The organism is Exiguobacterium sp. FSL W8-0210 (genome assembly GCF_038006045.1).
GTDB lineage: Bacteria > Bacillota > Bacilli > Exiguobacteriales > Exiguobacteriaceae > Exiguobacterium_A.
This window is the reverse complement of sequence record NZ_JBBOUK010000001.1, coordinates 3,088,080-3,112,010: the sequence shown is the minus strand read 5'-3', so window position 1 is coordinate 3,112,010 and position 23,931 is coordinate 3,088,080. Positions and strand designations below refer to the sequence as shown.

Sequence of the window (23,931 nt, the reverse complement as noted above, 5' to 3'; positions counted from 1 at the left end):
AAATACCCCCCTTTTTTTATCAAGATAGAAAATTTTTGTACACAGGCTTATACACAGACAAAGTTAATGAAGAAACTCGACTTATCCCCATAACGTAAAAACTGTGGATAACGTTATCCACAGGCAGTTGAATCTGTGTATAAAGTTATCCACAGGGTGTGTATAACTTGTTTTGTCCTGAACAATCAGGATCATGTTATGCACAATTAGTGTATCAAAAGAAATGAGCCCTGGCAATGGTTGGAATGATTTATCCACAAGTAAATTAAACCGTCCACAGGTAGTTACCCACAAGCTGTGGATAGTGTGGATAAATTGTGGATAAGAGGTGGATAACTTTTTAAAAGAGGAAGCGTTGAAAAAGAGTTATTCACAAAATACATAAAGAAGTGGAAAAAGGAAATCCAAAATCGAGGATTGACGTCGATTTTAAAAAATACTATTGTAGACAAAGTGAAGAGTTATCCACGGAAAGTGTGGATAATGTGGATAAGTCTGTGGATAGGTGGATAAGTCTACAAACATCCCCTCCATGATCGATATGTATTCTATCGCGTAATAGAGTTTGCGCAGTCGAATCCTATCGTCTGTTTTCGAACCAGAAATCCCTTAAGCAGGACAAGAAATCTTCTGAACTTTCATTGACAATGCCACAATCAGTTTATATAATGTACAAGACTGCCTTAAAGTAGAAAATAACAATTGGTTATAAAATCTTTTAAAGGAGGTGCAGACGAATGAAACCAACTTTCAACCCAAACAACCGTAAGCGTAAAAAAGTTCACGGATTCCGTGCGCGTATGGCTACGAAGAGTGGCCGCCGTATCTTGGCTGCTCGCCGTCTTAAGGGCCGCAAAGCCTTGACTGTCTAATGCATTGATGCATCCATCACTTCGGGCATGATCCGAGGTGATTTTTTTTTATGTTTTTTCGTGTGTTCGTGCTTTTGTCACATGCGCCCTATCGCGTCGCATGTTTATTCTATGATATGATGAGAGACGACGAATTTTCGTAGTGTCAGGATGGAGTGTGAATAAGGTGAAGAAGGAATACCGCGTCAAGAAAGACAAGGAGTTCCAAGCGGTGTTTACTAAAGGAGCCTCTGTCGCAAATCGGCAATTTGTCGTGTATGCCTTGAAAAAGGAGCAACAGACTCACTTTCGGGTTGGTTTATCCGTCAGTAAGAAAATCGGGAATGCCGTCGTCCGGAATCAGGTAAAACGGTATCTTCGGGAAGCGTGCCAGCAGCATGAAGCCTCGATTGCCCCGAATTATGATTTGGTGATCATCGCGCGCAATCCGGCCGCGAAGATGACCGCGCAAGAAGTGGCTGACAGTCTCCGTCACGTGCTCAAACGTTCCGGTGTCTGGATGCGATCAAAAAAATGAATCGTAGCAATGCATCCTGTTGATTTGTACGGCGCTCCCTTTCCTTGCCTTACTATAGAAGAAGATGGCGTTCGACAAAGCGTAAACAATTTCTAGGAGGAATTATGAACAAGAGAACTAAGATTTGGTTAACTCTCGGACTCATGTCCGTGCTCGCGATCGTATTATCCGGCTGTACACCTAGTTCGTATGGTACTGGTGAACCGATCACAGCAGACACAGAAGGTTTTTGGAAACATTACTTCGTTTGGCCGATGGCGTGGTTGATTCGTGAGATTTCACAGTTCTTTAGCGGTGATTACGGTATCGGAATCATCATTACGACACTTCTCGTTCGTCTTGTCATCCTTCCATTGATGATTAAACAAACGAAGAGTATGGGTGGAATGCAAGTCATTCAACCAGAAATGATGAAGCTTCGTGAGAAATACAGCTCAAAAGACCAAGAGACACAACAGAAATTGCAACAGGAAATGATGAAGCTCTATCAAGAGCACAACGTCAATCCACTTGCAGGCTGTTTACCGATCTTGATCCAAATGCCGATTTTGATCGCGTTCTACAATGCCATCATTTATACACCAGCTATTTTCCAACACACGTTCCTCTGGTTCGACCTTGGGAAACCGGATCCATTCTTCATCTTGCCGATCATGTCTGCGGTACTAACATATCTGCAACAAAAGATCTCGATGGCAGGTCAAGAAGACAACCCACAAATGAAAATCATGCTTTACGTCTTCCCAATCATGATCTTCATCATGGGTGTTACACTCCCATCAGCCCTTTCGCTTTACTGGGTCGTCGGTTACATCTTCTCGATCATCGTCACGATCGTCATCATGAAGCCAATGCGTGAAAAGATTAAGTTGCAGACGGAAGCGACAATGGCTGCTAAACGTGAAAAAGAAGCGGCACAAGCAGCACCGGCTCCTAAAAAATCGAAAAAGAAACGCTAATACGTGAAGAGCGACGCTTTGTTTTGACAGAGTGTCGCTCTTTTTCTTTTGCGTCATTTCGTGTATAGTTGTTTCGTTATACCCATTGCAACGATTAAGGATTAAATACTCATAAAAAGACGGAAGAAAAACGAGGTGGAAGAACGGATGATGGAATTTGATACGATTGCCGCGATTTCGACGCCGATGGGAGAAGGGGCGATTGCGATCGTGCGCTTATCAGGTCCTGATGCAGTCGCTGTAGCCGACCGTGTTTACAAAGGGAGCAACCGCTTGACGGAAGTACCAACCCATACGATTCATTACGGGAAATTGGTCGACCATGAGGCGGACCGTGTCGTCGATGAAGTGATGGTGAGTGTCATGCGCGCACCAAAGACGTTTACACGTGAAGATGTCATCGAATTGAATTGTCATGGAGGAGTCGTCGCGGTCAATCGTGTCCTCGAACTCATCCTCGCCCAACCGGAAGTCCGGTTGGCGGAACCTGGTGAATTTACGAAACGCGCGTTCTTGAACGGACGCATCGATTTGTCACAGGCGGAAGCCGTCATGGATTTGATCCGGGCGAAGACGGACCGAGCGATGCATGTCGCCGTCAGTCAGATTGAAGGGCGTCTCTCGAAACTCGTCCAAGACTTACGTCAACAATTGTTGCAGACGATTGCTGCAATCGAAGTTAACATCGACTACCCAGAGTACGATGCAGAAGAGATGACGCAACAGATCGTCGAACGTGATGCTGGTGCTGTCCGCGCGATTTTAGCAGAGTTATTAACAACGGCACGCCAAGGAAAAATCCTTCGTGAAGGGTTATCCACAGCGATCATCGGTCGACCAAACGTCGGAAAGTCGTCTTTGCTCAACACATTGGTGCAAGAAGCAAAGGCCATCGTCACGGATATCGCGGGAACGACGCGCGATACGATCGAGGAATACGTCAATGTTCGCGGTGTACCGTTGAAGTTGATTGATACGGCAGGGATTCGCGAGACGGAAGATATCGTCGAACGGATGGGTGTTGAAAAGTCGCGTCAGGCTTTGAAGACGGCCGATTTAATCTTACTCGTCCTAAACGGGAATGATGTTCTGACGGATGAGGACGTCTTGCTGTTTGAAGCAATCAAAGGGATGAACGCAATCATCATCGTCAACAAGAGTGACTTGGCGCAACAGATTGACTTAGCGCGTGTCACGGAGCTTGCTGATGGTCGACCAATCGTCACGACATCCTTGCTCGAAGAAGCAGGCGTCAACGATCTCGAAGCAGCGATTGCGAGTCTGTTCTTTGAACAGGGTGTCGAAAGTCAGGATATGACGTACGTCTCAAATGCGCGTCACATCCAGCTCATCAAACGAGCGAGTCAAATGATTGAAGATGCTCTCGGTGCAGCAGAAGCAGCGATGCCGATCGACATGGTACAGATCGATTTACGACGAGCGTGGGATACGCTTGGCGAAATCAATGGTGATACAGCACAGGATAGTTTATTGGATCAGTTGTTTTCGCAGTTCTGTCTCGGGAAATAATTCGAGACGACTGCGTGTGGAATAAGAAGGAGGAACCAGTACTATGGCTTATCAAGCAGGTGAATTCGACGTCATCGTCGTCGGAGCCGGACATGCCGGCATCGAAGCCTCTCTTGCTGCGGCACGAATGGGCTCGAAAACGGTCATGTTGACAATGAATCCCGATATGGTCGGATTCATGTATTGCAACCCGTCGATCGGTGGTCCTGCAAAAGGGATCGTCGTTCGGGAAATCGATGCGCTCGGTGGCGAAATGGCACGCGCGATCGATGCAACGTATATTCAAATGAAAATGTTAAACACATCAAAAGGTCCTGCCGTGCGAGCACTACGGGCACAGGCGGATAAATTCGAATACCAAAACCGAATGAAAAAAGCGCTCGAGGATGAGCCGAATCTGCTCTTACGTCAAGCGCTCGTCGAACGGTTATTGATTAACGACGAAGGACGTTGCGTCGGTGTCGTCACGAATACAGGGGCGGAGTACCGGGCGAAAGCGGTCATCATCACGACAGGAACGTTCATGCGCGGAAAAATCATCATCGGTGAATTGTCGTACGAGAGTGGTCCGAACAATCAGATGCCATCGATCAATCTATCGAAACATCTTGAAGAACTCGGATTTGAGCTCGCACGTTTCAAGACAGGTACACCACCGCGAATCGACGGGAAAACGATCGATTACTCGAAGACGGAGATTCAACCAGGTGACGAAGTAGCACTTCCATTTAGTCATGAAACGACTCAGATGATCACGGAACAGATCCCATGCTGGTTGACGTATACGACGGAGTATACGCATCAGTTGATCGATGCGAACCTGCACCGCTCACCAATGTTCTCTGGGATGATCAAAGGAACAGGTCCACGTTATTGCCCATCGATCGAAGATAAGGTCGTCCGGTTCAACGATAAACCGCGTCACCAAATCTTCCTTGAGCCAGAAGGTCGCGATACGGAAGAAGTCTACGTGCAAGGATTATCGACAAGTTTACCGGAAGACGTTCAACACGATATTCTCCGTTCGATTCCTGGGCTTGAGAATTCAGAAATGATGCGTCCTGGTTATGCGATTGAGTACGATGCCGTTGTTCCGACACAACTATGGCCAACGCTCGAGACAAAACGTGTTCCTGGTTTATTCACAGCGGGTCAAATCAACGGAACAAGTGGTTATGAGGAAGCGGCAGGACAAGGGATCATGGCAGGGATCAATGCCGGACTACAAGTCCAAGGCAAAGAACCACTTATCTTGTCACGTTCACAAGGCTATATCGGTGTCATGATCGATGATCTCGTTACGAAAGGTACGAACGAACCGTACCGCCTCTTGACGTCACGTGCCGAGTATCGGTTGTTGCTCCGTCATGATAATGCGGACCTTCGTCTATCGGAAATCGGACATGAACTCGGATTGATTTCGGAAGAGCGCCAAGCGAAGTTGCTCGATAAACAAGAACAAATCCGTCTTGAGATGAAACGTCTTGAGAAGGTCGTCATCAAAGCGACAGCGGACGTGAATGCACAGCTAGAAGCAATTGGTGCATCACCACTCAAGGAAGCTCTGCATGCGATCACGTTGCTGAAACGCCCGGAAATCACGTATGCGATGATTGCGCAGATGACACCACCAGAAACACCACTGTCTGCAGAAGCAGCAGAACAAGTCGAAATCCAAGTCAAATATGCCGGCTACATCGATAAGCAACTTGATCAAGTCGAAAAAATGATGCGGATGGAGCAAAAACGGATTCCGGATCGTCTCGATTACGATGCGATCAGTGGATTAGCGATTGAAGCGAAACAAAAACTAAACCAAGTGCGTCCGCTCTCGATCGGACAAGCATCCCGGATCTCAGGGGTAAACCCGTCTGATATCTCGATTTTGCTTGTCTATATCGAACAAGGCCAATACGCATTGACTGCGGAGTGAACGAGATGAACCAACAGCAATTCGTAACAGCATTGGCAGCACAGGGACTTGAGGTCTCAGAACATCAGTTGCATCAATTCAAACGGTATTATGAACTGCTCGTCGAGTGGAATGAAAAGATGAACCTGACAGCGATCACGGACGAAGAAGATGTCTACCTCAAGCACTTCTATGATTCGATCACAGCAGCGTTCTATTTCGATTTCACGACAGTCACGACGGTTTGTGATGTCGGAGCGGGCGCTGGTTTCCCGAGTCTGCCGATCAAGATCATGTTCCCACATCTCCAAGTGACGATCGTCGATTCACTGAACAAACGAATCGGCTTCCTCAATCATTTGGCGACGGAACTCGGACTCGAAGGTGTCGCGTTCCATCATGGACGCGCCGAAGAGTTCGGCAAAAATAAACAATTCCGCGAACGGTTCGACGTCGTGACAGCACGTGCGGTCGCCCGGATGTCCGTTCTCGCGGAATATTGCCTACCGCTTGCGAAAGTCGGGGGACAATTCGTTGCCTTGAAGGCAGCGAAAGTCAGTGAAGAGCTCGAGGATGGTGCGATTGCCTTAAAAGTACTCGGTGGGAATTTACGGGAAAGTTTCCAGTTCCAATTGCCAGGCGAGGAAAGTGAGCGTAATATCGTTATTGTAGATAAAAAACGAACAACACCCGGGAAATATCCGCGTAAAGCGGGTACGCCTGCGAAAGATCCATTAAGCTAAACACCGTTTCACGTGAAACGATGACTGATAAAGGTGAGGTGCGCCAACGTGAGAAATGCAATTGCCAAGCTGCTCGGTAAGGGAGGGCAACCTGCTACGATCGAGCTTGACCCACAAGAGACGGTTCAGGAATTACCATTGACAGAACTTGTCGCGAACCAGTTCCAACCACGGACAGTGTTTGATGGGGACCGAATTGAAGAGCTAGCCGTTACGATCGAAGAGCATGGATTACTCCAGCCGATCGTCGTTCGAAAACAAGGAACAGGATACGAAATCATTGCGGGAGAACGACGATACCGGGCAGTGCGCTCGCTTGGCTGGGAAACGATTCCTGCCATCGTCAAAGAGATGACGGACGAGACGACTGCTTCACTGGCATTGATTGAAAATCTGCAACGCGAAGATTTGACACCAATCGAAGAAGCAGAAGCCTATGAGCGCTTGCTTGCGTTACAAGACATCACGCAAGAAGTGTTAGCTCGTAAGCTCGGACGTAGTCAATCGACGATTGCTAACAAATTGCGTTTGCTTCGATTGCCAACGGATGTCCGGGAAGCGTTGAAGCAACGGACGATCACGGAGCGTCATGCCCGTGCGTTATTGCCGCTCAAGGATGAAGCGCTACAAGTAACGGTACTCGCTGAAATTCTGGAACGGGAATGGAACGTCAAGGAGACGGAGCGCCGGGTGGAACGATTGATGACACCACAGCCACCGAAGAAAAAACGTCATAAGAGCTTTGCTCGGGATACACGGATTGCGTTAAATACCCTTCGCGATTCCGTCGATATGATCGAGCAAACCGGATTGACGATTGAAAAAGAAGAAGTCGATTGTGAAGAATATGTAGAGGTGCGGATTCGCATCGTGAAGGCACGTCCGGAATAAGCGGTCGTGCCTTCCGCTACGTTTAGGAGAGAAGGCAAGTGAACGAATTACCTGTTCGGGCGATTCGCCCGAATCCGACTCAACCCCGGAAACGATTCAATGAAAAAGCATTAGAAGAACTCGCCCAATCACTCGTTCGGCACGGGATGATCCAACCGATCGTCGTCCGACCACGTGATGGCTATTATGAAATCATCGCCGGCGAACGACGGTATCAAGCAGCGAGTCGCGCAGGATTCGAACGTGTACCGGTCCTCGTGATCGAAGCAGACGAGACACGCGTGATGGAGCTCGCTTTGATCGAAAACATCCAACGGGCGGATTTATCCGCGATTGAAGAGGCGATGGCGTATGCGGAGATGATCGAGGAATTCGGTATCACGCAAGCAGAGCTTGCGCAGCGTGTCGGCAAAAGTCGTTCGCACATCACGAACAGTCTTCGGTTACTACAATTGCCGTTACTCGTTCAACAAGCGGTCATGGATGAGCGTCTATCGATGGGACATGCCCGCGCGCTCCTGTCGCTGAAACATCCAAAGAAGATCGAACAGATGGCAGAACGGGTCATGGCGGAGAACTGGAACGTCCGTCGGTTAGAGCAGGCGCTTCGGGAACGTAAGGAAGCCGCCCGTCCGCAACAAGCGACCGCTGTTCAATTCGTCGAGGAATCACTTCGCGAAAAATACGGGGCGACCGTTCGGATTAAACAAGGAAAACAAGCAGGGAAACTCGAGATCGATTTTATAGACGAAGACGACCTCAATCGGTTGCTCGACTTGTTATTACCTGAATCGGATCACTAAAAAGAAGCGATCCGGGCGACGGTTCGCTTCTTTTTCATTACATCGAACGGGGCGTGAAGGAAATCGTCGTCCGTGTCGATTCAGCGGATAGTTTCGCATCGAGCATGTGGAAACTGTTCGCGACGAGTTCTGCTAGTTCATAAACGAGATGTAACCGTGTGTTCTGGAGAATCATCATCTCCATGAATCCACTGACGTTGACGACAGCCTTAATGTTGAAGTCACCGACCGCAGGTAACTCTTTTTGGACGCCGGCGCCGGGTGCGAGTGGACCTTCCGAGAAAAAGGCATGTCCGACACTTGAAAGGCGACCGAGACACGCATCGATCGCGATGACGAGTGGACGGTAATGGGTCGTTTGGATCGAGTGAATGGTTTCTGCGAGATTCAGTGCATGGACGGGTTTAGCGAGTGTACCGTAGACGTGAAGATGAGCAGGCGCTTGTTTCTCGAGGAATGTCCCAACGAGTGGACCGAGTGAGTCACCTGTCGAACGATCAGAACCAATGCAGACGAGTACGATCGGACGTTTTTCTTGGACGGCAGAGACTTGTTCGAATAATTGTTCAGCTAAGCGTTCTTTCGCGAACGGTTCCGTATATTCTAAAAAGAAAGAATAGGGCTTGGGCTCGTGCGAATGAAAGCGGAAGTTCATCGAAATCATCCTTTCTTCTCTTGATGTCGGTGTCGTGGTGGATTGGCAAGAGTGAAGGGTTCTTAGATGATTTTCCTTTCCCGGTTTTTCCAGAAATCTAACGTCAAAATCGGCTCTTTGGTTGAAACTCGATCAAAATCACGTATACTGTCGTAATAGAGAGAATAAGAAAGGATGAGAGAATGGCTACCAATCAAGATGTACAAGAATCCGTCGCCCAAGTCGATAAATTGATCAACCAAGTAATGGATGCGGATATGTGGATTCGTTTTGGGATGAAACTACTGATTGCGCTCATCATCATCGCGGCGTTCTATGTGTTGACGCGCGTTTTGACTGGGGCAGTCTCACGTCTCTTTACGATCAGGAAAATCAATGAACAGGACTACTTGGCGCAACGACAGAACGAGACGCTGTTGAAGTTGCTCCAAAATGCGATTCGTTACGTACTTGGAATCATCATGTTGTTGACAGTGCTTAGTCAGTTCGGAATCAACATCACCGGTCTCGTTGCCAGTGCCGGAATCGCTGGTCTCGCGATTTCGTTTGGTGCGAAGAACTTGGTGCAAGATATCATTACAGGAGCGTTCATCATCTTCGAACGTCAGTTTAAAGTCGGAGATTATGTACGCGTCGGTGTAATCGAAGGCGTCGTGACGGAACTTGGTATCCGGACGACAAAACTCAAAGGACTCAACGGAGAAATCCACATCATCCCGAACGGTCAGATTTTACAAGTGACGAACTATTCGGTCGACAACAGTTTCGCACTCGTCGATGTCCAAGTCTCTTATGATGAGGATCTTGAACGTGTCGAACAAGTTTTGCGTGAGATTGCAGACCGGACGACGAAGAAGTATGTCGATATGTTCGTCGAGCCGATTCAGATGCTCGGTGTTCAGACACTTGGTCCTTCAGAAGTCGTCTATCGTTTGATGGCAGAAGTACCACCGATGCAACATTTCCAAGCTGGTCGTCTGATCCGGAAGGAATTGAAGCAAGGACTCGAAGAAGAAAACATCAAGATCCCGTATCCACGGATGGTCATGATGAATCCAGAACAAAAGAATGGTGGACAGACGGATGATTCCAAAAACGTATCAACTCCATGATTATGTTGAGATGAAGAAGCAGCATCCATGTGGAACGAACCGATGGCAGATCATTCGGGTCGGCATGGATATCCGAATCAAATGTCAAGGTTGCGGGGCGAGCATTTTAATGCCACGTCGTGATTTTGATAAACGATTGAAAAAAGTCTTACCAGAGTGACGAAAAAGCGGATGTGATTCTCGTGATCACATCCGCTTTTTCGTTGTCTTTCATAAGCGAAGTGATTGTGTTCGATTAGAGCGTGATTAAAAAAGACGGTCGAGCTCCTTGCTTAAAAAAAATGAACTATCTATAATTGTGAAAGATGTGCTGACGTGGTGTAATCATTCTACCCACTGCGGCCGCTAGCACGGATTTCCTAGGAAATACCGAAAAGGAGGAATTCCAAGTGGGATTAACAGCAGGAATCGTTGGCTTACCAAACGTAGGAAAATCAACACTTTTTAACGCCATCACACAAGCAGGTGTAGAGGCAGCGAACTATCCGTTCGCAACGATCGACCCGAACGTCGGTGTCGTTGAAGTACCAGATGCACGTCTTCGGAAATTGACAGAACTCGTCAACCCGAAAAAGACGATCCCGACAGCATTCGAATTCACGGATATCGCCGGTATCGTAAAAGGTGCGTCTAAAGGGGAAGGGCTCGGAAATAAATTCCTCGCGAACATTCGTGAAGTAGATGCGATCTGTCAGGTCGTACGTTGTTTCGTAGATGAAAACATCACACACGTGGCCGGAAAAGTCTCACCGATCGATGATATCGAGACGATCAACCTCGAATTGATCCTCGCAGATCTTGAGCAGGTCGAAAAACGGATTCAGCGTGTTCAAAAACAAGTCAAGTCGCGCGATAAAAACGCAGCGGCTGAGCTTGAAGCACTTGAAATCGTGCAAGCGTTGCTCGAAGATGAGAAACCAGCACGTCTCGCTGAATTGAATGAAGATCAAGCAGCCATCGTCAAACACTTCCAATTGTTGACGATGAAACCGATGCTCTACGTCGCAAACGTCGGCGAAGATGAAGTCGCAGATGCAGACAGCAATGAGAACGTTCGTCTCGTCCGTGAGTTCGCAGCAAAAGAAGGCGCAGAAGTCATCGTCATCTGTGCTCGCATCGAAGAAGAGATTGCGGAGCTTGAGCCAGAAGAACGTCAAGAGTTCCTCGTCGATCTCGGAATCGAAGAGTCGGGTCTTGATCAATTGATCCATGCGGCGTACAGCACACTTGGTCTTGCGACATACTTCACAGCAGGTGAAAAAGAAGTACGCGCTTGGACGTTTAAAAAAGGCATGAAAGCCCCACAATGTGCGGGTGTCATCCACTCGGACTTCGAACGCGGGTTCATCCGTGCAGAAGTCGTTGCGTATGAAGATTTAGCAGCTGCAGGTAACATGGCGACAGTTAAGGAACAAGGTCGTTACCGTTCTGAAGGTAAGGAATATGTCTTCCAAGACGGCGATGTCGTCACATTCCGCTTCAACGTCTAATCGAAAACGAATCGTTATTGCATAAAGCAAAATACTTTGGTAGTATTAACGAATGTGAGTAATGAATTATTGCTCCTTGCTCGAACATTCGAGCCGCCAGTCCAAGAGGAGGTGACAGATATGCGTAAATACGAAGTACTTTACATCATCCGTCCGGAACTTGATGAGGAAGCACGCAAAGCAACAGTGGAGCGTTTCAACAAAGTCCTCACTGATAACGGTGGTACAGTTGATAAAACAACTGAAATGGGTAAACGTCGTTTCGCTTACGAAATCAATGATATGCGTGAAGGGTTCTACGTTCTTCTTAACGTTTCTGCTGAACCAGCAGCTACAAAAGAACTTGACCGTCTCATGAAGATCAGTGACGATATCGTTCGCTTAATGATCACAAAAGACGAGAAATAAGCTGAAACAGGAGAGTGATTCTGATGATTAACCGCGTCGTTTTAGTCGGTCGGTTAACTCGTGACCCGGAAATGCGTTATACGCAGAGCGGGATTGCGGTAACGCGATTCACACTCGCATGTGACCGTCCTTTCACAGGGCAAGATGGGAAGCGAGAAGCTGATTTCATCGATTGCGTCGTTTGGCGCAAGCAAGCAGAGAACGTTGCTCAGTATTTGAAGAAGGGTAGTCTTGCTGGTGTAGAGGGTCGCCTCCAGATTAGCAGCTACGACGATAAAGAAGGGCAACGCCGTTATCGTGCGGAAGTCGTCGCTGATAGCGTCCGCTTCCTCGAGTCACGTAACGCGAGCCGTTCTTCGGATGGTAGCGAAGGCTACGCTTCATCTACTGGTGGAAACGGGAATGCTGCAGGATGGGGTTCACAGCAACAGCAGAACAACTCTTCCTCGCCAGCACCCGCTTCATCGAATTCGGGCTTCGGCGCTGATCCGTTCAGCGGCGGTAGTTCGATCGACCTTTCAGACGACGATCTCCCGTTCTAAGGAAATCGTCCTGAAAAATCCAAGTTAAAAAGGAGGTTAATCACATGGCACGTCGTCCAGGTGGAAAACGTCGTCGTAAAGTATGTTACTTCACGTCGAACCACATCACTCATATCGATTATAAAGACGTAGAACTTCTCAAACGTTTCATTTCGGAACGCGGTAAGATTCTTCCACGTCGTGTGACTGGTACTTCAGCGAAATACCAACGTCCACTTACAATCGCAATCAAACGCGCACGTCAAATGGCTTTAATCCCATACGTGGCTGACTGATTTCGTAGCACCATCCTCATACGTGAGGATGGTGCTTTTTTTCGCTTCCCTTTCATCCCCTCCTGCTTTTCGGTTATAATAAACAAGTTACTAAAAATTTAAATGAACCCTATAGAGCATATAAGGAGGACACGATGGAGTCAGGTCAACAAGTATCACCGGAACGAGAACGACGCATCGTTCGCTTCATTCCGTATCTATTAATCGTCGGTCTGCTTCTCGTCGTCGCTGTACGTGAACCGATCATCTCTGCTATCGGAGCCGTCGTGACTGCCCTCCTCTTCGGATTGCACCTATTCGAAGAACGTCGTGCACGCAGGGCATGGGAGGCGTACGTCGCCGGAATCTCGATGCAAGTCGAGGAGACGGGACAAGATGCGTTGACGAACATGCCAATCGGGATTTTGTTATACGATGAGGATACCCTCGTCACCTGGTTCAATGATCCGATGCGGGACATATTTGATGATGTAGCGATGGGACAGACGCTCAATGAGCTCGATCCCTTATTCATCGAGATGGTCGCGACGAATGAGGACCAAGCGACGCTTGAAATCGGTGATGCCGTATATCGCGTCTTTTCAAATCATGAGAACCGGACGTTCTATCTGTTCGATATGACAGAAGAGGCACAAGTCGAACAACAACTCGTCGACAATCAGACGGTCATCGGCGTCATCTATCTCGATAACTACGATGAGATGACACAAGGTATCGAAGATCAGTTGCGCAGTGAGTTGAACAGTCGTGTCACTCAACTATTGAATCACTGGGCAGCCGAACACGGAACGTATATCAAGCGGACCGCGTCCGATCGATATTTCATCGTCACGACAGAAGAGAATCTCCGGATTCTCGAACGATCGAAGTTCACGATTCTCGATACCGTTCGCGAAGAGACGAGTCAGCGTGGTGTCCAGTTGACGTTATCGATCGGAATTGGTTGCGGAAGTGACCCGATTCCGACGCTTGGTCTGATGGCTCAGTCGAGTCTCGATCTCGCATTAGGACGGGGAGGCGATCAAGTCGTCATCAAACGCGACGGGAAAGTCCGCTTTTATGGCGGCAAGACGAACCCGACAGAAAAACGGACACGTGTCCGGGCACGGGTCATTGCCAACTCGCTTCGTGATTTAATGCAGGAATCAAGCCGTGTCCTGATCATGGGGCATAAGAATCCGGATATGGATGCACTCGGATCAGCGATCGGCATTTTGAAGCTTGCGGAAATGAACGATAAGGAAGCGCATATCGTTTTACCGCCAGAAGAAATCGGACGCGGGATTCGCCGGATGATGGACGAGATCGCTGAAGTACCACAACTCGAGACACGGTTCGTCAATGCGTTTCAAGCCGATCAGTTGATTGACGATCAGACGTTACTCGTCGTCGTCGATACCCACAAACCGTCGCTCGTCGTCGTACCGACGTTACTCGATCGATTCGAGCATATGGTCGTGATTGATCATCACCGGCGTGGGGAGGATTTCATCGAAGATGCGGTCCTCGTTTATCTCGAGCCTTACGCATCGTCGACGTCAGAGCTCGTCACCGAGTTAATCGAGTACCAGCCGACGAATCAAAAGCTATCGATGCTTGAAGCGACGGCGTTACTTGCCGGAATCATCGTCGATACGAAAGGCTTTGCCCTTCGGACCGGATCGCGGACGTTCGATGCTGCCTCTTACTTGCGTTCACAAGGTGCTGACACGGTGCTCGTGCAAGAGTTCCTCAGTCAGGATCTTGAGACGTACGTCGAGCAGTCACATATCCTCGAGCGGTCCGAGGTCTATACGAAAGGGATGGCGATTGCGACAGCGGAACCTGGCGTCATTTACGATCAAGTCTTGATCGCACAAGCGGCCGATCAATTGTTGTCGCTTCAAGGCATTCGTGCTGCCTTCGTCATCGCGGAACTTCAAGACGGACGGACAGCGATCAGTGCCCGTTCCCTTGGAGAAGTCAACGTCCAATTGATCATGGAGACGCTCGGAGGCGGCGGTCACTTGACGAACGCGGCGACACAGATGTCAGAATCGGTCATCACGGTCGCGGATGCGTTGCGTAAAGCGATCGATCAATATCTAGAAGATGAGACAAAAGGAGAGGAATCAGAATGAAGGTTATTTTCTTACAAGATGTAAAAGGACAAGGTAAAGCAGGAGACGTCAAAGACGTGGCCGATGCTTATGCAAATAACGTACTCTTCAAGAAAAAGTTGGCGCGTCCTGCGACGACTGGCAACTTGAAGCAACATGAAGCACATGAACGTAAAGCAGCAGAAGAAGCGAAACAGAACTTGCTTGACGCGCAAGCGTTAAAAGAGAAAATCGAAAAAGAGACGATCATCGTCTCGACGAAAGCCGGTGAAGGCGGTCGTGTCTTCGGTTCTGTCACAAGCAAACAGATCGCGGAAGCACTCAAGAGCATGGGTTACAAAATCGACAAACGTAAAATCGAGCTCGAGCACCCAATCAAGGCACTCGGCTTTACGAAGGTACCATTGAAGCTACACAACGAAGTGACAGCGACGCTGAACGTTCAGGTCAAAGAGGCGTGAGTAGAAAAGGGGACCGGTGATGAGTGAAGTCATGCAAAATATGCCTCCCCAAAGCATCGAGGCAGAACAAGCCGTCCTAGGGGCGATCATGATTGATGCGGATCGTTTGATCAGTGCATCGGAACGTCTGTTACCGCAGGACTTTTACCGTGCCTCTCACCAACGGATCTTCGAAGCGATGCTCGTGCTGTCCGACCGAGGCGAAGCGATCGACCTCGTCACGGTCACAGCCGAGCTGAGTACGCTTGGCATCCTAGATGAGATCGGTGGTCTACCGTATCTAGCGGAACTAGCGGAAGGTGTACCAACCGCAGCCAACATCAATTACTACGTCAACGTCGTTGACCAGAAGTCGACGCTTCGGCGTCTCATTCGGACGGCGGGTGAAATCGTCACTGACGGATACGAGCGGCAAAACGAGGTCGATGTCCTGCTGAATGAGGCAGAACGGAAGATTCTCGAAGTATCACAAGGAAAAGGGAGCGCGAGCTTCATCCCGATCTCGGACGTCTTGACGAGTGCCTATGCAACGATTGATAAATTGCATAAGCAAAGCGGCGAGACGACGGGGATTCCGACGGGTTTCCAGGATCTCGATAAGATGACGGCCGGCTTCCAGCGTAACGATCTAATCATCGTCGCAGCACGTCCATCGGTCGGGAAGACGGCGTTCGCCTTGAACATCTCGCAAAACGTCGCGACACGCGCTGACGAGAACGTCGCCATCTTTAGTCTTGAGATGGGTGCCGAACAGCTCGTCATGCGGATGCTCTGTGCCGAAGGAAACGTCGATGCGCAGCGTCTGCGGACTGGTCAACTCGAGGAAGAGGACTGGGGCAAGTTATCGCTTGCGATGAGTAACCTGTCTCAAGCCGGCATCTACATCGACGATACACCAGGGATTCGGGTTAACGATATCCGGGCGAAGTGCCGTCGTTTGAAGCAGGAGCACGGTCTTGGGATGATCATGATCGATTACTTGCAGCTGATTCAAGGGAATGGTCGCTCCAGCGACAACCGTCAACAAGAGGTTTCGGAAATTTCCCGTTCCTTGAAATCACTCGCGCGTGAACTCGAAGTCCCCGTCATCGCCTTATCGCAGCTCTCCCGTGGGGTTGAGAGCCGTCAAGATAAGCGACCGATGATGTCGGATATCCGGGAATCGGGAGCAATCGAGCAAGATGCCGATATCGTCGCCTTCTTGTATCGTGACGATTACTACAATAAAGAAACGGAAGATGCGAATACGATTGAGATCATCATCGCAAAACAGCGGAATGGTCCAACCGGTACCGTCAAGCTCGCCTTCCGAAAAGAATTCAACAAGTTCGTGGATCTCGAGCCAAGCAACTCGTACGCGCCACCAGCTTAATCCAAGCTACGTTTTGTCTTCGATCAATCGGAGATAAAACGTAGCTTTTTTTATTTTCACCTAAAGATTCTCAGTTTGTTCACCAAAAACGATAATTAAACGAACGAAAGAGAATTGTAACAATTAATTGTTCGGTATTTGGTTGACTTCTCTTTTTTATCGCGTTACACTTAGTCGTGGTTTTGAATCGTACGTGGAGGTGGATGATAAGATGTCATCAGTAGTAGTAGTCGGAACACAGTGGGGCGACGAAGGAAAAGGGAAAATCACCGATTTTCTTTCGAAACAAGCCGACGTCGTAGCACGTTATCAAGGTGGAGACAATGCAGGACATACGATCGTATTCAATAACGAGACGTACAAATTGCACTTGATCCCATCAGGTATTTTTTACTCGGATAAGAAATGTGTCATCGGGAACGGTCTCGTCGTCAACCCGAAATCACTCGTCAAGGAATTGAAGTATCTGCACGATCGTGGTGTCTCAACGGATAACTTGTTAATTTCGAATCGGGCGCATGTCATCTTGCCGTATCATCAGTTGCAGGATCAGTTAGAAGAAGAAGCGAAGGGCGACGCAAAAGTCGGAACGACGCTAAAAGGAATCGGACCGTGCTACATGGATAAAGCCGCACGAATCGGAATCCGGATGGCAGACTTACTCGACAAAGAAACGTTCGCTGAGAAGTTGAAGATCGTTCTCGACCAAAAGAACCGAATGTTCACGAAGATGTATGACGCTGAACCAATCGCGTTCGACGATATCTTCGAAGAGTACTATGCGTATGGACAAGAGTTCGCGAAATACGTCTGCGATACATCCGTCGTCGTCAACGATAGCCTCGATCACGGCGAAAAAGTGTTGTTCGAAGGCGCACAAGGTGTCTTACTCGACCTTGACCACGGAACGTACCCGTTCGTTACATCATCGAACGCATCTGCCGGTGGTGTCGCATCGGGTGTCGGTGTCGGTCCAGCTCGGATTGATCACGTCGTCGGTGTCTGTAAAGCGTACACGTCACGTGTCGGTGACGGTCCGTTCCCAACGGAATTGTTCGATGACATCGGTCACCAAATCCGTGAAGTCGGTCGTGAATACGGGACGACGACAGGACGTCCGCGTCGTGTTGGTTGGTTCGACTCTGTCGTCGTTCGCCACTCGCGCCGTACAAGTGGGTTGACGGATCTTGCGCTCAACTCAATCGACGTTTTGACAGGACTCGACACGTTGAAGATCTGTACATCGTACGAATTCAACGGAAAACAGATCGATGAGTACCCAGCAAGCTTCCGTGATCTCGAAGCATGTGTTCCAGTTTACGAAGAACTTCCAGGCTGGAAAGAGGACATCACAGGTGTCCGTCGCTTTGAGGATCTACCGTTGAACGCACAGAACTACGTTAAGCGGATTGCGGATCTCACAGGTATCTCGCTCGTCACGTTCTCGGTCGGACCGGGTCGTGAACAGACAGTCGTCTTGCGTGATCTCTACGAAGAAGCATAAGTCTCAAAAGCCTCTTGCATCCTGCAAGAGGCTGTTTTTTGTGCGAAATGGTTCACAAACGGAAGCAAAAACAGGTATACTAAATACAGTGTTTCACGTGGAACCTCTCTCGTGAGACGACGAACAGCAGAGAGAGTGGCGCCGGGAGTTTCCGTCGCCACCTTTCTATATGCCGAAAAAACAGGTAAAATAGATTGAATAGAAATTTTTAAGGGGGCACACCCAGTGACGGAACGCAAAATTCTAGTCGTCGATGACGAGTTGCCGATTGCAGATATACTCAAGTTTAAATTAGAAAAAGAAGGCTACCAGGTCGCGATCGCAAATGACGGCGTGGAGGCATTAGAGAAATTCGAGGAGTTCAAACCGGATTTGATGTTACTCGACATCATGCTCCCGTTAATGGACGGGATGGAGGTCTGCCGGGAAGTCCGGAAGACGTCGAAGATTCCGATCATCATGTTGACAGCGAAGGATTCCGAGATCGATACGGTACTTGGTCTTGAGCTTGGCGCGAACGATTACGTGACGAAGCCATTCAGCTCGCGCGAGTTACTTGCCCGCGTGAAAGTCCACTTACGCAACACGAGTCCGGAAGCTACACCACAACCGGTTGGACCAGGTCCACTCAAAGTCGGAGAACTGTATATCGATACGAATTCGCATACGGTGACACGTAAGGATCAAAAGATCGAGCTGACGCAGCGTGAGTTCGAATTGTTGCACTACCTCGCGAAAAACATCGGTCAAGTCATGACACGTGAGCATTTGTTACAGACGGTCTGGGGCTATGACTACTTCGGTGACGTCCGGACAGTCGACGTAACGGTGCGTCGTCTCCGTGAGAAAGTCGAAGATAACCCAAGTACGCCAGTTTACATCATGACGCGTCGTGGTGTCGGCTATTATCTCCAAGACGGGGAGAATGAATAACGATGTTAAAAGGAACGAACTTCTTTAAATCCATCCAATGGAAACTCGTCGTCATCTATGCCTTATTGATCTTAGTGGCGATGCAGGTCATTGGCGTCTATTTCGTTCGTTCCCTTGAAAAGCAGTACATTACGAACTTCTCGAAGTCGGTCGAGGACCGGGCAGGTCTTGTCGCCTATAACGTCGGGAAGGAATTCGATAAAACAGGCGATGATGAAGCCTCCAAACGGCAGTTGTCCCAATCACTAGGGCAACTGCTGTCTGAGTTTAGTAATGGCTCCACCTCAAGGAACGACATACTCGAAGTCCAGATCATCGACCAGGACTCGATCATCCAGGCGACATCGGATGACGAGAACCAGTCGGCGGTCGGACAACGGGCGACGAATTCATTGATAAAAAAAGCACAGGCAACGAGCTCGACCCGGACGGACACCGTGCTTGATCCGGAATCAGAGGATAAGATCCGGATCTTTGCCGTACCGGTTACCTCGGAACGAGACGGCGTAACGACCGGTATGATTTATGTTCGCGCCTCGATGGAGTCAATCTATTCGCAGATGCAACAGGTCACGCGGATTCTTGCGACCGGAACGGTCATCGCTCTCGTCATCACGTCGATTCTTGGTGTCTTGCTGTCGCGGACGATCACGCGCCCGATTTCCGATATGCGGCGTCAAGCGATCGAGATGCGACGCGGGAACTTCTCGCGGAAGGTTAAGGTCTATTCGGACGATGAGATCGGTCAGCTCGCTCGTTCGTTCAACGAATTGACGGATGAGCTACTCGAAGCGAACGCGACGACGGAAGCTGAACGGCGGAAGTTGACGAGTGTCCTAGAGAATATGACCGATGGCGTCATCGCGACGGACCGGACGCTGCGCGTCATCTTGATGAACGATCAAGCGAAGGATATCGTCGGTGCGGATGATGCGAGCGTCGTCGGCACGAACTTGAAGGACTTACTGGCACTTGGTGATGATTTCATGATTCCGGAAGACGGTACGATGCCACCGCGTCTACTTGATTTCAGTAGTGAGGATGAACTGTTCCTCGTCCGGGCATTCTTCTCGCCCGTCAAGAAACACAGTGGTCCAATAACCGGGATGATCGTCGTCCTGCATGACGTCACGGAACAGGAGCAAGTCGAACAGGATCGTCGCGAATTCGTCGCGAACGTCAGTCACGAGCTCCGGACACCGCTGACGACGATGCGCAGCTATCTTGAAGCCTTGGCAGAAGGCGCGTATCAGGACGAGGAACTCGCCCCGCGTTTCCTTGAGACGACACAAAATGAGACGGAGCGGATGATCCGCCTCGTCACCGATCTCTTACAACTGTCGAAGATGGACAGTAAGGAATACAAGATGAACAAGGTCCGCTTCGATTACATTCAGTTCCTGAATGAGATTCTCGATCGACATGACATGACGAAGCCGGAACGGATTCGTTTCCGTCGTAAGATCATGAAGCGGAAAGTCTATATCCGTGGTGATCAGGATAAATTGATTCAGGTCGCAGATAACATCCTGACGAATGCAATCAAGTACTCACCGGAAGGCGGAACGATCACCGTCCGGACGATGCTCCGGGCAAAACGGATCGTCATCAGCATCAAGGATGAAGGTGTCGGAATCCCGAAAGCGAATCTCCAAAAAATCTTCGAACGCTTCTATCGTGTCGATAAAGCCCGCGCCCGTAAAATCGGCGGCACCGGTCTTGGTCTGTCGATCGCAAAAGACGTCGTTTCGGCACATGGTGGCGACATCTGGGCAGAAAGTGAATGGGGACGCGGCACGACGATTTACTTCACGCTTCCGTATGAGGTGATCGAAGAGGTGGATGCCGGATGAAGAAACAACACTGGAGTTCGCTGTTACTCGTCCTGCTCGTCGCCGGTTCGATCGCTCAGACAGCGATGCTCTGGACCTATCATCCAAGCAGTGAATCAATCGAGCGGGAACAGGTCTCGTTCAACGAGATCGATGCCTCAAAGACGATTGAAAGCAACCAACTGATCAACCCGGAACTACTCGTCTATTCGGATCAGGAAGGGATCTATCAGACACAAATCATCGGTCGGACCTTCCTTAACCGAATCGGTGCGTCGTTTAACATCGGTGTCCTCGTCTTGACGGATAAAGCGAACAACATCCCGGTCGGTGACCGGAGTGTCGAGATGATCTTCCCGACACCGATCAGTGCGACGATTCTTGAAGAGTTACTCGGAGAAAAACAGATCGCCTTCTCGGAACCGATCAAACGACTCTATTTACTCGATTATGATGGACCAATCCTCCGTCTCGAGTCGGCGACCGGTCGCCTGAAGGACTTCAAGCTCGTCGGCGATGAGACGGTTCTGAAGCGACTGTTCGCGCATGATAAGAAAAAACCGATGACACGCGTCGAACTCAAAGGTGGCGATTATACGTATGTCGCGAGCGGTACGACGCGACTAGAGCAAGTCTTCGTCTATGACGAGGTCGGGCAATCGCCGAAACCACTCGACCGCATTCGGAGTGCCTTTTTTGCCGAGAACTCGAACGTCCAGCAAATCAAGAGTCGGGATGATCTCGACGTCTTAACGGACGGCGTCAGCGTTTCGACGTATGACCGAAACTATAATGTGTATCGTTTCAATACATTATCGCCGAATACGCAAAGCTCGACGGTCGATTACAGCACGCTCGTCAGCTATGTCAACATTCATGGGGGCTGGCTCGATCAAGATACCCAACGCAGTGGTTTCCGGTATTACTTTGATCAGATGAGTAAAAAGAGTGAGGAACAGACGGCGACGTTCCGGTTGTACTTGAACCGGTATCCGGTATTTGGGGAGAGTGGTCCGCTACTCGAACAGACGAAGTTCGATCTTGCGACACTGAAGATCATGTATGAGGAAAATCAAGTCCGGTCGCTCAGTCGTAGCATGCTCCGAGCGAAGCGGAAGCTCATCCTTCGGGAAGAAACGGTGCCAGCTGTTGAAACGGTTCTCGAACGTCTGAGTCGTGCTGACCTCTTAAAAGAGATCAGTGGAATCCGGATTGGATATGAGATGACGTATAAGATTTCAACGAGCCGCTATGCCGTCTTTGAGCCGACGTGGTTCATCAAAATCGATGGCGTCTGGCAATCGATCAATCAAGCTGTCGGGAATGAGGGGTGAGGATGAATGGACTGGAGTAAAGCGAAGACCTTATTGATGCTGACCTTTTTGATCCTGAACGTCTACCTCGCCATTCAATTGATGGACCGGATGGTCGAGCCGCGGATCGTCGCGACGAGTGCGACCGGTAAATCGATCTTGAAGGATCGTCAAATCGATGAGAAAAAGCTACAACCGGTTACGCGAGACATCGGCTATTTAACAGCCGAAGTCGATGCGCGGACGCTAGCGCCACTCGCGAGTTCACCGATTCGTGACGCGGTCGCCTCCGTCAAGAACGATGTCGAGTGGTCGGTCCGGTTGACGAAACCGTATCGACTCGATGCGAAGACGATGCGGGATTCTGCTTCATCGTTCGTTCAAGCATCAGTTCGATATGGTGCCGAATATACATTTTGGAAGTATGATAGTAAGTATCAGGAGATGACATTCGTTCAGACGTATAAGGGACAACCACTCTATTCGACACCACAGCAGTCACGTGAGGACGATGCGATGATTGGACCGTCCCTGCTCGTCTTGCAGCTCAACGATGCGAAGGAAATCGTCAGCTACAAACAACGCCACTTGAACAAGGTCGTCCGGCAAGCACAGGACGTGACGTTGTTATCAGCAAGTGAAGCGATCGTCCAGTTGTCGGAGCAAGGTTTATTCCCGGCATCAAAACGGTTGACGAGTCACAAGCTCGGTTATTTCTGTCTCGTCACGGAAGGAACGGAATCCGTTCAAATCCTGCCGCCAACGTGGCAAATCGAGCTCGATAATGAAGAAGTCTACTTCGTCAATGCGATTGACGGCGGCGTCCAGACCGTCGAACGATTGGATACAGTCTCAGAGAAATGAGGAATGCACGATGAGCCTACACTACAGCGTCATGGCCAGTGGCTCGACGGGGAACGCCCTCTATATCGAAAGTGAACAGACCCGCTTGCTCGTCGACGCGGGACTGACCGGTAAGGCGATGCTCGCCTTATTCGACCAGATCGACCGGTCGCCGCATGGCATCGATGGTCTGTTCGTCACCCATGAACACTCCGACCATATCAAAGGCGTCGGCATCATGGCACGGAAGTACAATATCCCGCTTTATGCGAATGAAAAGACATGGGCAGCGATGGAAGCGAAGATCGGTAAGATTGATCCGGCGCTGAAGTTCCTCTGGGAAGTCGGAGAGGTCAAGCAGTTCGGTGACATCGAAGTCGAATCGTTCAACGTCAGTCACGATGCAGCCGATCCGATGTTTTTCCAGTTCGCCCATGAAGGAAAACGGTTGGCGCACATCACGGATACCGGATACGTCTCGGACCGGATGAAAGGTGTCATTCGGGGCGCTGATGCTTATATCTTCGAAGCGAACCATGATATCGGCATGCTCCAGATGGGACATTACCCGTGGAGCGTCAAACGACGGATCCTCGGGGATTACGGACACGTCTCGAACGAGGATGCCGCAATCGCGATGAGCGAGGTCCTTGATGATCGAACAAAACGGATCCATATGGCCCATTTGAGCAAGGACAACAACATGAAGGAACTCGCCCGGATGAGTGTCTCCCAGACGCTCGCGAGCCGTGAAGTCGATCTGAGTAAGATTCAGCTTCTCGACACGGATCCGGTCATTCCGACGCCGCTCCTAAAGCTTTGATTATGGGAAATTACTGAATATGCTCAAAAGACCCCCACATTT

The 23,931-nt window shown here is 49.4% G+C and carries 24 protein-coding genes; 23 read left to right on the top strand and 1 reads right to left on the bottom strand.

Annotated elements, in window-relative coordinates:
- Positions 1 to 737: 737 nt before the first annotated feature.
- The 8 genes from rpmH to MKY22_RS16090 all read left to right on the top strand — a co-directional run bounded on the left by rpmH (position 738) and on the right by MKY22_RS16090 (position 8,227).
- The gene (gene rpmH, locus MKY22_RS16125; protein WP_012371910.1) at positions 738 to 872 is read left to right on the top strand and encodes a 50S ribosomal protein L34; all 135 of its coding nucleotides are present in this window, start codon (positions 738 to 740) and stop codon (positions 870 to 872) included.
- Positions 873 to 1,038: 166 nt separating this feature from the next.
- On the top strand, positions 1,039 to 1,389 hold the full coding sequence (gene rnpA / locus MKY22_RS16120) for a ribonuclease P protein component (protein WP_023469862.1): 351 nt from the start codon (positions 1,039 to 1,041) through the stop codon (positions 1,387 to 1,389).
- A gap of 104 nt (positions 1,390 to 1,493) precedes the next feature.
- Positions 1,494 to 2,348, top strand: a complete 855-nt coding sequence (gene yidC, locus MKY22_RS16115) for a membrane protein insertase YidC (protein WP_023469861.1) — start codon at positions 1,494 to 1,496, stop codon at positions 2,346 to 2,348.
- 147 nt (positions 2,349 to 2,495) lie between these two features.
- Positions 2,496 to 3,878, top strand: coding sequence for a tRNA uridine-5-carboxymethylaminomethyl(34) synthesis GTPase MnmE (gene mnmE, locus MKY22_RS16110; RefSeq protein WP_023469860.1), 1,383 nt, complete (start codon positions 2,496 to 2,498; stop codon positions 3,876 to 3,878).
- A gap of 43 nt (positions 3,879 to 3,921) precedes the next feature.
- Positions 3,922 to 5,811 carry a tRNA uridine-5-carboxymethylaminomethyl(34) synthesis enzyme MnmG gene (gene mnmG, locus MKY22_RS16105; RefSeq protein WP_174316735.1) on the top strand — a complete coding sequence of 630 codons (1,890 nt, stop codon included), beginning with the start codon at positions 3,922 to 3,924 and terminating at the stop codon, positions 5,809 to 5,811.
- Between the two features lie 5 nt (positions 5,812 to 5,816).
- Positions 5,817 to 6,533, top strand: coding sequence for a 16S rRNA (guanine(527)-N(7))-methyltransferase RsmG (gene rsmG, locus MKY22_RS16100; RefSeq protein ID WP_023469858.1), 717 nt, complete (start codon positions 5,817 to 5,819; stop codon positions 6,531 to 6,533).
- A gap of 48 nt (positions 6,534 to 6,581) precedes the next feature.
- Complete coding sequence (gene noc / locus MKY22_RS16095; protein ID WP_023469857.1) at positions 6,582 to 7,424, top strand: nucleoid occlusion protein; 843 nt, start codon at positions 6,582 to 6,584, stop codon at positions 7,422 to 7,424.
- Between the two features lie 38 nt (positions 7,425 to 7,462).
- Positions 7,463 to 8,227 (top strand): ParB/RepB/Spo0J family partition protein, encoded by a 765-nt coding sequence (locus tag MKY22_RS16090; protein ID WP_035411733.1) that lies wholly within the window; start codon positions 7,463 to 7,465, stop codon positions 8,225 to 8,227.
- A gap of 37 nt (positions 8,228 to 8,264) precedes the next feature.
- Here MKY22_RS16090 and yyaC read toward each other — a convergent pair whose 3' ends face one another.
- A complete protein-coding gene (gene yyaC / locus MKY22_RS16085; protein WP_341090025.1) occupies positions 8,265 to 8,882 on the bottom strand; it encodes a spore protease YyaC in 618 nt (205 codons plus the stop codon).
- Positions 8,883 to 9,064: 182 nt separating this feature from the next.
- Between yyaC and MKY22_RS16080 the strand changes: the two genes are divergently transcribed.
- The 15 genes from MKY22_RS16080 (at position 9,065) to MKY22_RS16010 (ending at position 23,889) form a co-directional block, all read left to right on the top strand.
- Positions 9,065 to 9,994, top strand: a complete 930-nt coding sequence (locus MKY22_RS16080; RefSeq protein ID WP_290774220.1) for a mechanosensitive ion channel family protein — start codon at positions 9,065 to 9,067, stop codon at positions 9,992 to 9,994.
- Positions 9,966 to 10,154, top strand: coding sequence for a DUF951 domain-containing protein (locus tag MKY22_RS16075; RefSeq protein ID WP_023469853.1), 189 nt, complete (start codon positions 9,966 to 9,968; stop codon positions 10,152 to 10,154). The genes MKY22_RS16080 and MKY22_RS16075 overlap by 29 nt, the downstream gene beginning before the upstream one ends.
- 229 nt (positions 10,155 to 10,383) lie before the next feature.
- The gene (ychF, locus tag MKY22_RS16070; RefSeq protein ID WP_214856537.1) at positions 10,384 to 11,484 is read left to right on the top strand and encodes a redox-regulated ATPase YchF; all 1,101 of its coding nucleotides are present in this window, start codon (positions 10,384 to 10,386) and stop codon (positions 11,482 to 11,484) included.
- A gap of 120 nt (positions 11,485 to 11,604) precedes the next feature.
- Positions 11,605 to 11,892, top strand: coding sequence for a 30S ribosomal protein S6 (gene rpsF / locus MKY22_RS16065; protein WP_023469851.1), 288 nt, complete (start codon positions 11,605 to 11,607; stop codon positions 11,890 to 11,892).
- A gap of 23 nt (positions 11,893 to 11,915) precedes the next feature.
- Complete coding sequence (gene ssb / locus MKY22_RS16060; protein ID WP_023469850.1) at positions 11,916 to 12,434, top strand: single-stranded DNA-binding protein; 519 nt, start codon at positions 11,916 to 11,918, stop codon at positions 12,432 to 12,434.
- A 44-nt stretch (positions 12,435 to 12,478) separates the two neighbouring features.
- On the top strand, positions 12,479 to 12,709 hold the full coding sequence (gene rpsR / locus MKY22_RS16055) for a 30S ribosomal protein S18 (protein WP_023469849.1): 231 nt from the start codon (positions 12,479 to 12,481) through the stop codon (positions 12,707 to 12,709).
- Between the two features lie 134 nt (positions 12,710 to 12,843).
- Positions 12,844 to 14,829, top strand: a complete 1,986-nt coding sequence (locus tag MKY22_RS16050; protein WP_290780560.1) for a DHH family phosphoesterase — start codon at positions 12,844 to 12,846, stop codon at positions 14,827 to 14,829.
- On the top strand, positions 14,826 to 15,269 hold the full coding sequence (rplI, locus tag MKY22_RS16045; protein ID WP_055969789.1) for a 50S ribosomal protein L9: 444 nt from the start codon (positions 14,826 to 14,828) through the stop codon (positions 15,267 to 15,269). The genes MKY22_RS16050 and rplI overlap by 4 nt, the downstream gene beginning before the upstream one ends.
- A gap of 19 nt (positions 15,270 to 15,288) precedes the next feature.
- Positions 15,289 to 16,641 (top strand): replicative DNA helicase, encoded by a 1,353-nt coding sequence (dnaB, locus tag MKY22_RS16040; protein WP_023469846.1) that lies wholly within the window; start codon positions 15,289 to 15,291, stop codon positions 16,639 to 16,641.
- 211 nt (positions 16,642 to 16,852) lie between these two features.
- The gene (locus tag MKY22_RS16035) at positions 16,853 to 18,145 is read left to right on the top strand and encodes an adenylosuccinate synthase (protein WP_023469845.1); all 1,293 of its coding nucleotides are present in this window, start codon (positions 16,853 to 16,855) and stop codon (positions 18,143 to 18,145) included.
- Between the two features lie 225 nt (positions 18,146 to 18,370).
- A complete protein-coding gene (gene yycF, locus MKY22_RS16030) occupies positions 18,371 to 19,078 on the top strand; it encodes a response regulator YycF (protein ID WP_023469844.1) in 708 nt (235 codons plus the stop codon).
- 2 nt (positions 19,079 to 19,080) lie between these two features.
- Entirely contained in the window at positions 19,081 to 20,931 is a 1,851-nt protein-coding gene (gene walK / locus MKY22_RS16025) for a cell wall metabolism sensor histidine kinase WalK (RefSeq protein ID WP_035411745.1), read from the top strand.
- A complete protein-coding gene (yycH, locus tag MKY22_RS16020; protein ID WP_023469842.1) occupies positions 20,928 to 22,244 on the top strand; it encodes a two-component system activity regulator YycH in 1,317 nt (438 codons plus the stop codon). Before walK ends, yycH begins: the two co-directional genes overlap by 4 nt.
- 6 nt (positions 22,245 to 22,250) lie before the next feature.
- Positions 22,251 to 23,087: a two-component system regulatory protein YycI gene (locus MKY22_RS16015; protein WP_023469841.1), complete on the top strand. Its 837-nt coding sequence runs from the start codon at positions 22,251 to 22,253 to the stop codon at positions 23,085 to 23,087.
- A 10-nt stretch (positions 23,088 to 23,097) separates the two neighbouring features.
- A complete protein-coding gene (locus MKY22_RS16010) occupies positions 23,098 to 23,889 on the top strand; it encodes an MBL fold metallo-hydrolase (protein ID WP_341090002.1) in 792 nt (263 codons plus the stop codon).
- Positions 23,890 to 23,931 lie beyond the last annotated feature (42 nt).

Bases quoted from the DNA above. Each gene is read 5' to 3' on its own strand.
- rpmH (WP_012371910.1), top strand. From the start codon at position 738: ATGAAACCAACTTTCAACCCAAACAACCGTAAGCGTAAAAAAGTTCAC.
- yidC (WP_023469861.1), top strand. From the start codon at position 1,494: ATGAACAAGAGAACTAAGATTTGGTTAACTCTCGGACTCATGTCCGTG.
- mnmE (WP_023469860.1), top strand. From the start codon at position 2,496: ATGATGGAATTTGATACGATTGCCGCGATTTCGACGCCGATGGGAGAA.
- mnmG (WP_174316735.1), top strand. From the start codon at position 3,922: ATGGCTTATCAAGCAGGTGAATTCGACGTCATCGTCGTCGGAGCCGGA.
- rsmG (WP_023469858.1), top strand. From the start codon at position 5,817: ATGAACCAACAGCAATTCGTAACAGCATTGGCAGCACAGGGACTTGAG.
- yyaC (WP_341090025.1), bottom strand. From the start codon at position 8,882: ATGAACTTCCGCTTTCATTCGCACGAGCCCAAGCCCTATTCTTTCTTT.
- MKY22_RS16080 (WP_290774220.1), top strand. From the start codon at position 9,065: ATGGCTACCAATCAAGATGTACAAGAATCCGTCGCCCAAGTCGATAAA.
- MKY22_RS16075 (WP_023469853.1), top strand. From the start codon at position 9,966: ATGATTCCAAAAACGTATCAACTCCATGATTATGTTGAGATGAAGAAG.
- rpsF (WP_023469851.1), top strand. From the start codon at position 11,605: ATGCGTAAATACGAAGTACTTTACATCATCCGTCCGGAACTTGATGAG.
- ssb (WP_023469850.1), top strand. From the start codon at position 11,916: ATGATTAACCGCGTCGTTTTAGTCGGTCGGTTAACTCGTGACCCGGAA.
- rpsR (WP_023469849.1), top strand. From the start codon at position 12,479: ATGGCACGTCGTCCAGGTGGAAAACGTCGTCGTAAAGTATGTTACTTC.
- MKY22_RS16050 (WP_290780560.1), top strand. From the start codon at position 12,844: ATGGAGTCAGGTCAACAAGTATCACCGGAACGAGAACGACGCATCGTT.
- rplI (WP_055969789.1), top strand. From the start codon at position 14,826: ATGAAGGTTATTTTCTTACAAGATGTAAAAGGACAAGGTAAAGCAGGA.
- dnaB (WP_023469846.1), top strand. From the start codon at position 15,289: ATGAGTGAAGTCATGCAAAATATGCCTCCCCAAAGCATCGAGGCAGAA.
- MKY22_RS16035 (WP_023469845.1), top strand. From the start codon at position 16,853: ATGTCATCAGTAGTAGTAGTCGGAACACAGTGGGGCGACGAAGGAAAA.
- walK (WP_035411745.1), top strand. From the start codon at position 19,081: ATGTTAAAAGGAACGAACTTCTTTAAATCCATCCAATGGAAACTCGTC.
- yycH (WP_023469842.1), top strand. From the start codon at position 20,928: ATGAAGAAACAACACTGGAGTTCGCTGTTACTCGTCCTGCTCGTCGCC.
- MKY22_RS16015 (WP_023469841.1), top strand. From the start codon at position 22,251: ATGGACTGGAGTAAAGCGAAGACCTTATTGATGCTGACCTTTTTGATC.
- MKY22_RS16010 (WP_341090002.1), top strand. From the start codon at position 23,098: ATGAGCCTACACTACAGCGTCATGGCCAGTGGCTCGACGGGGAACGCC.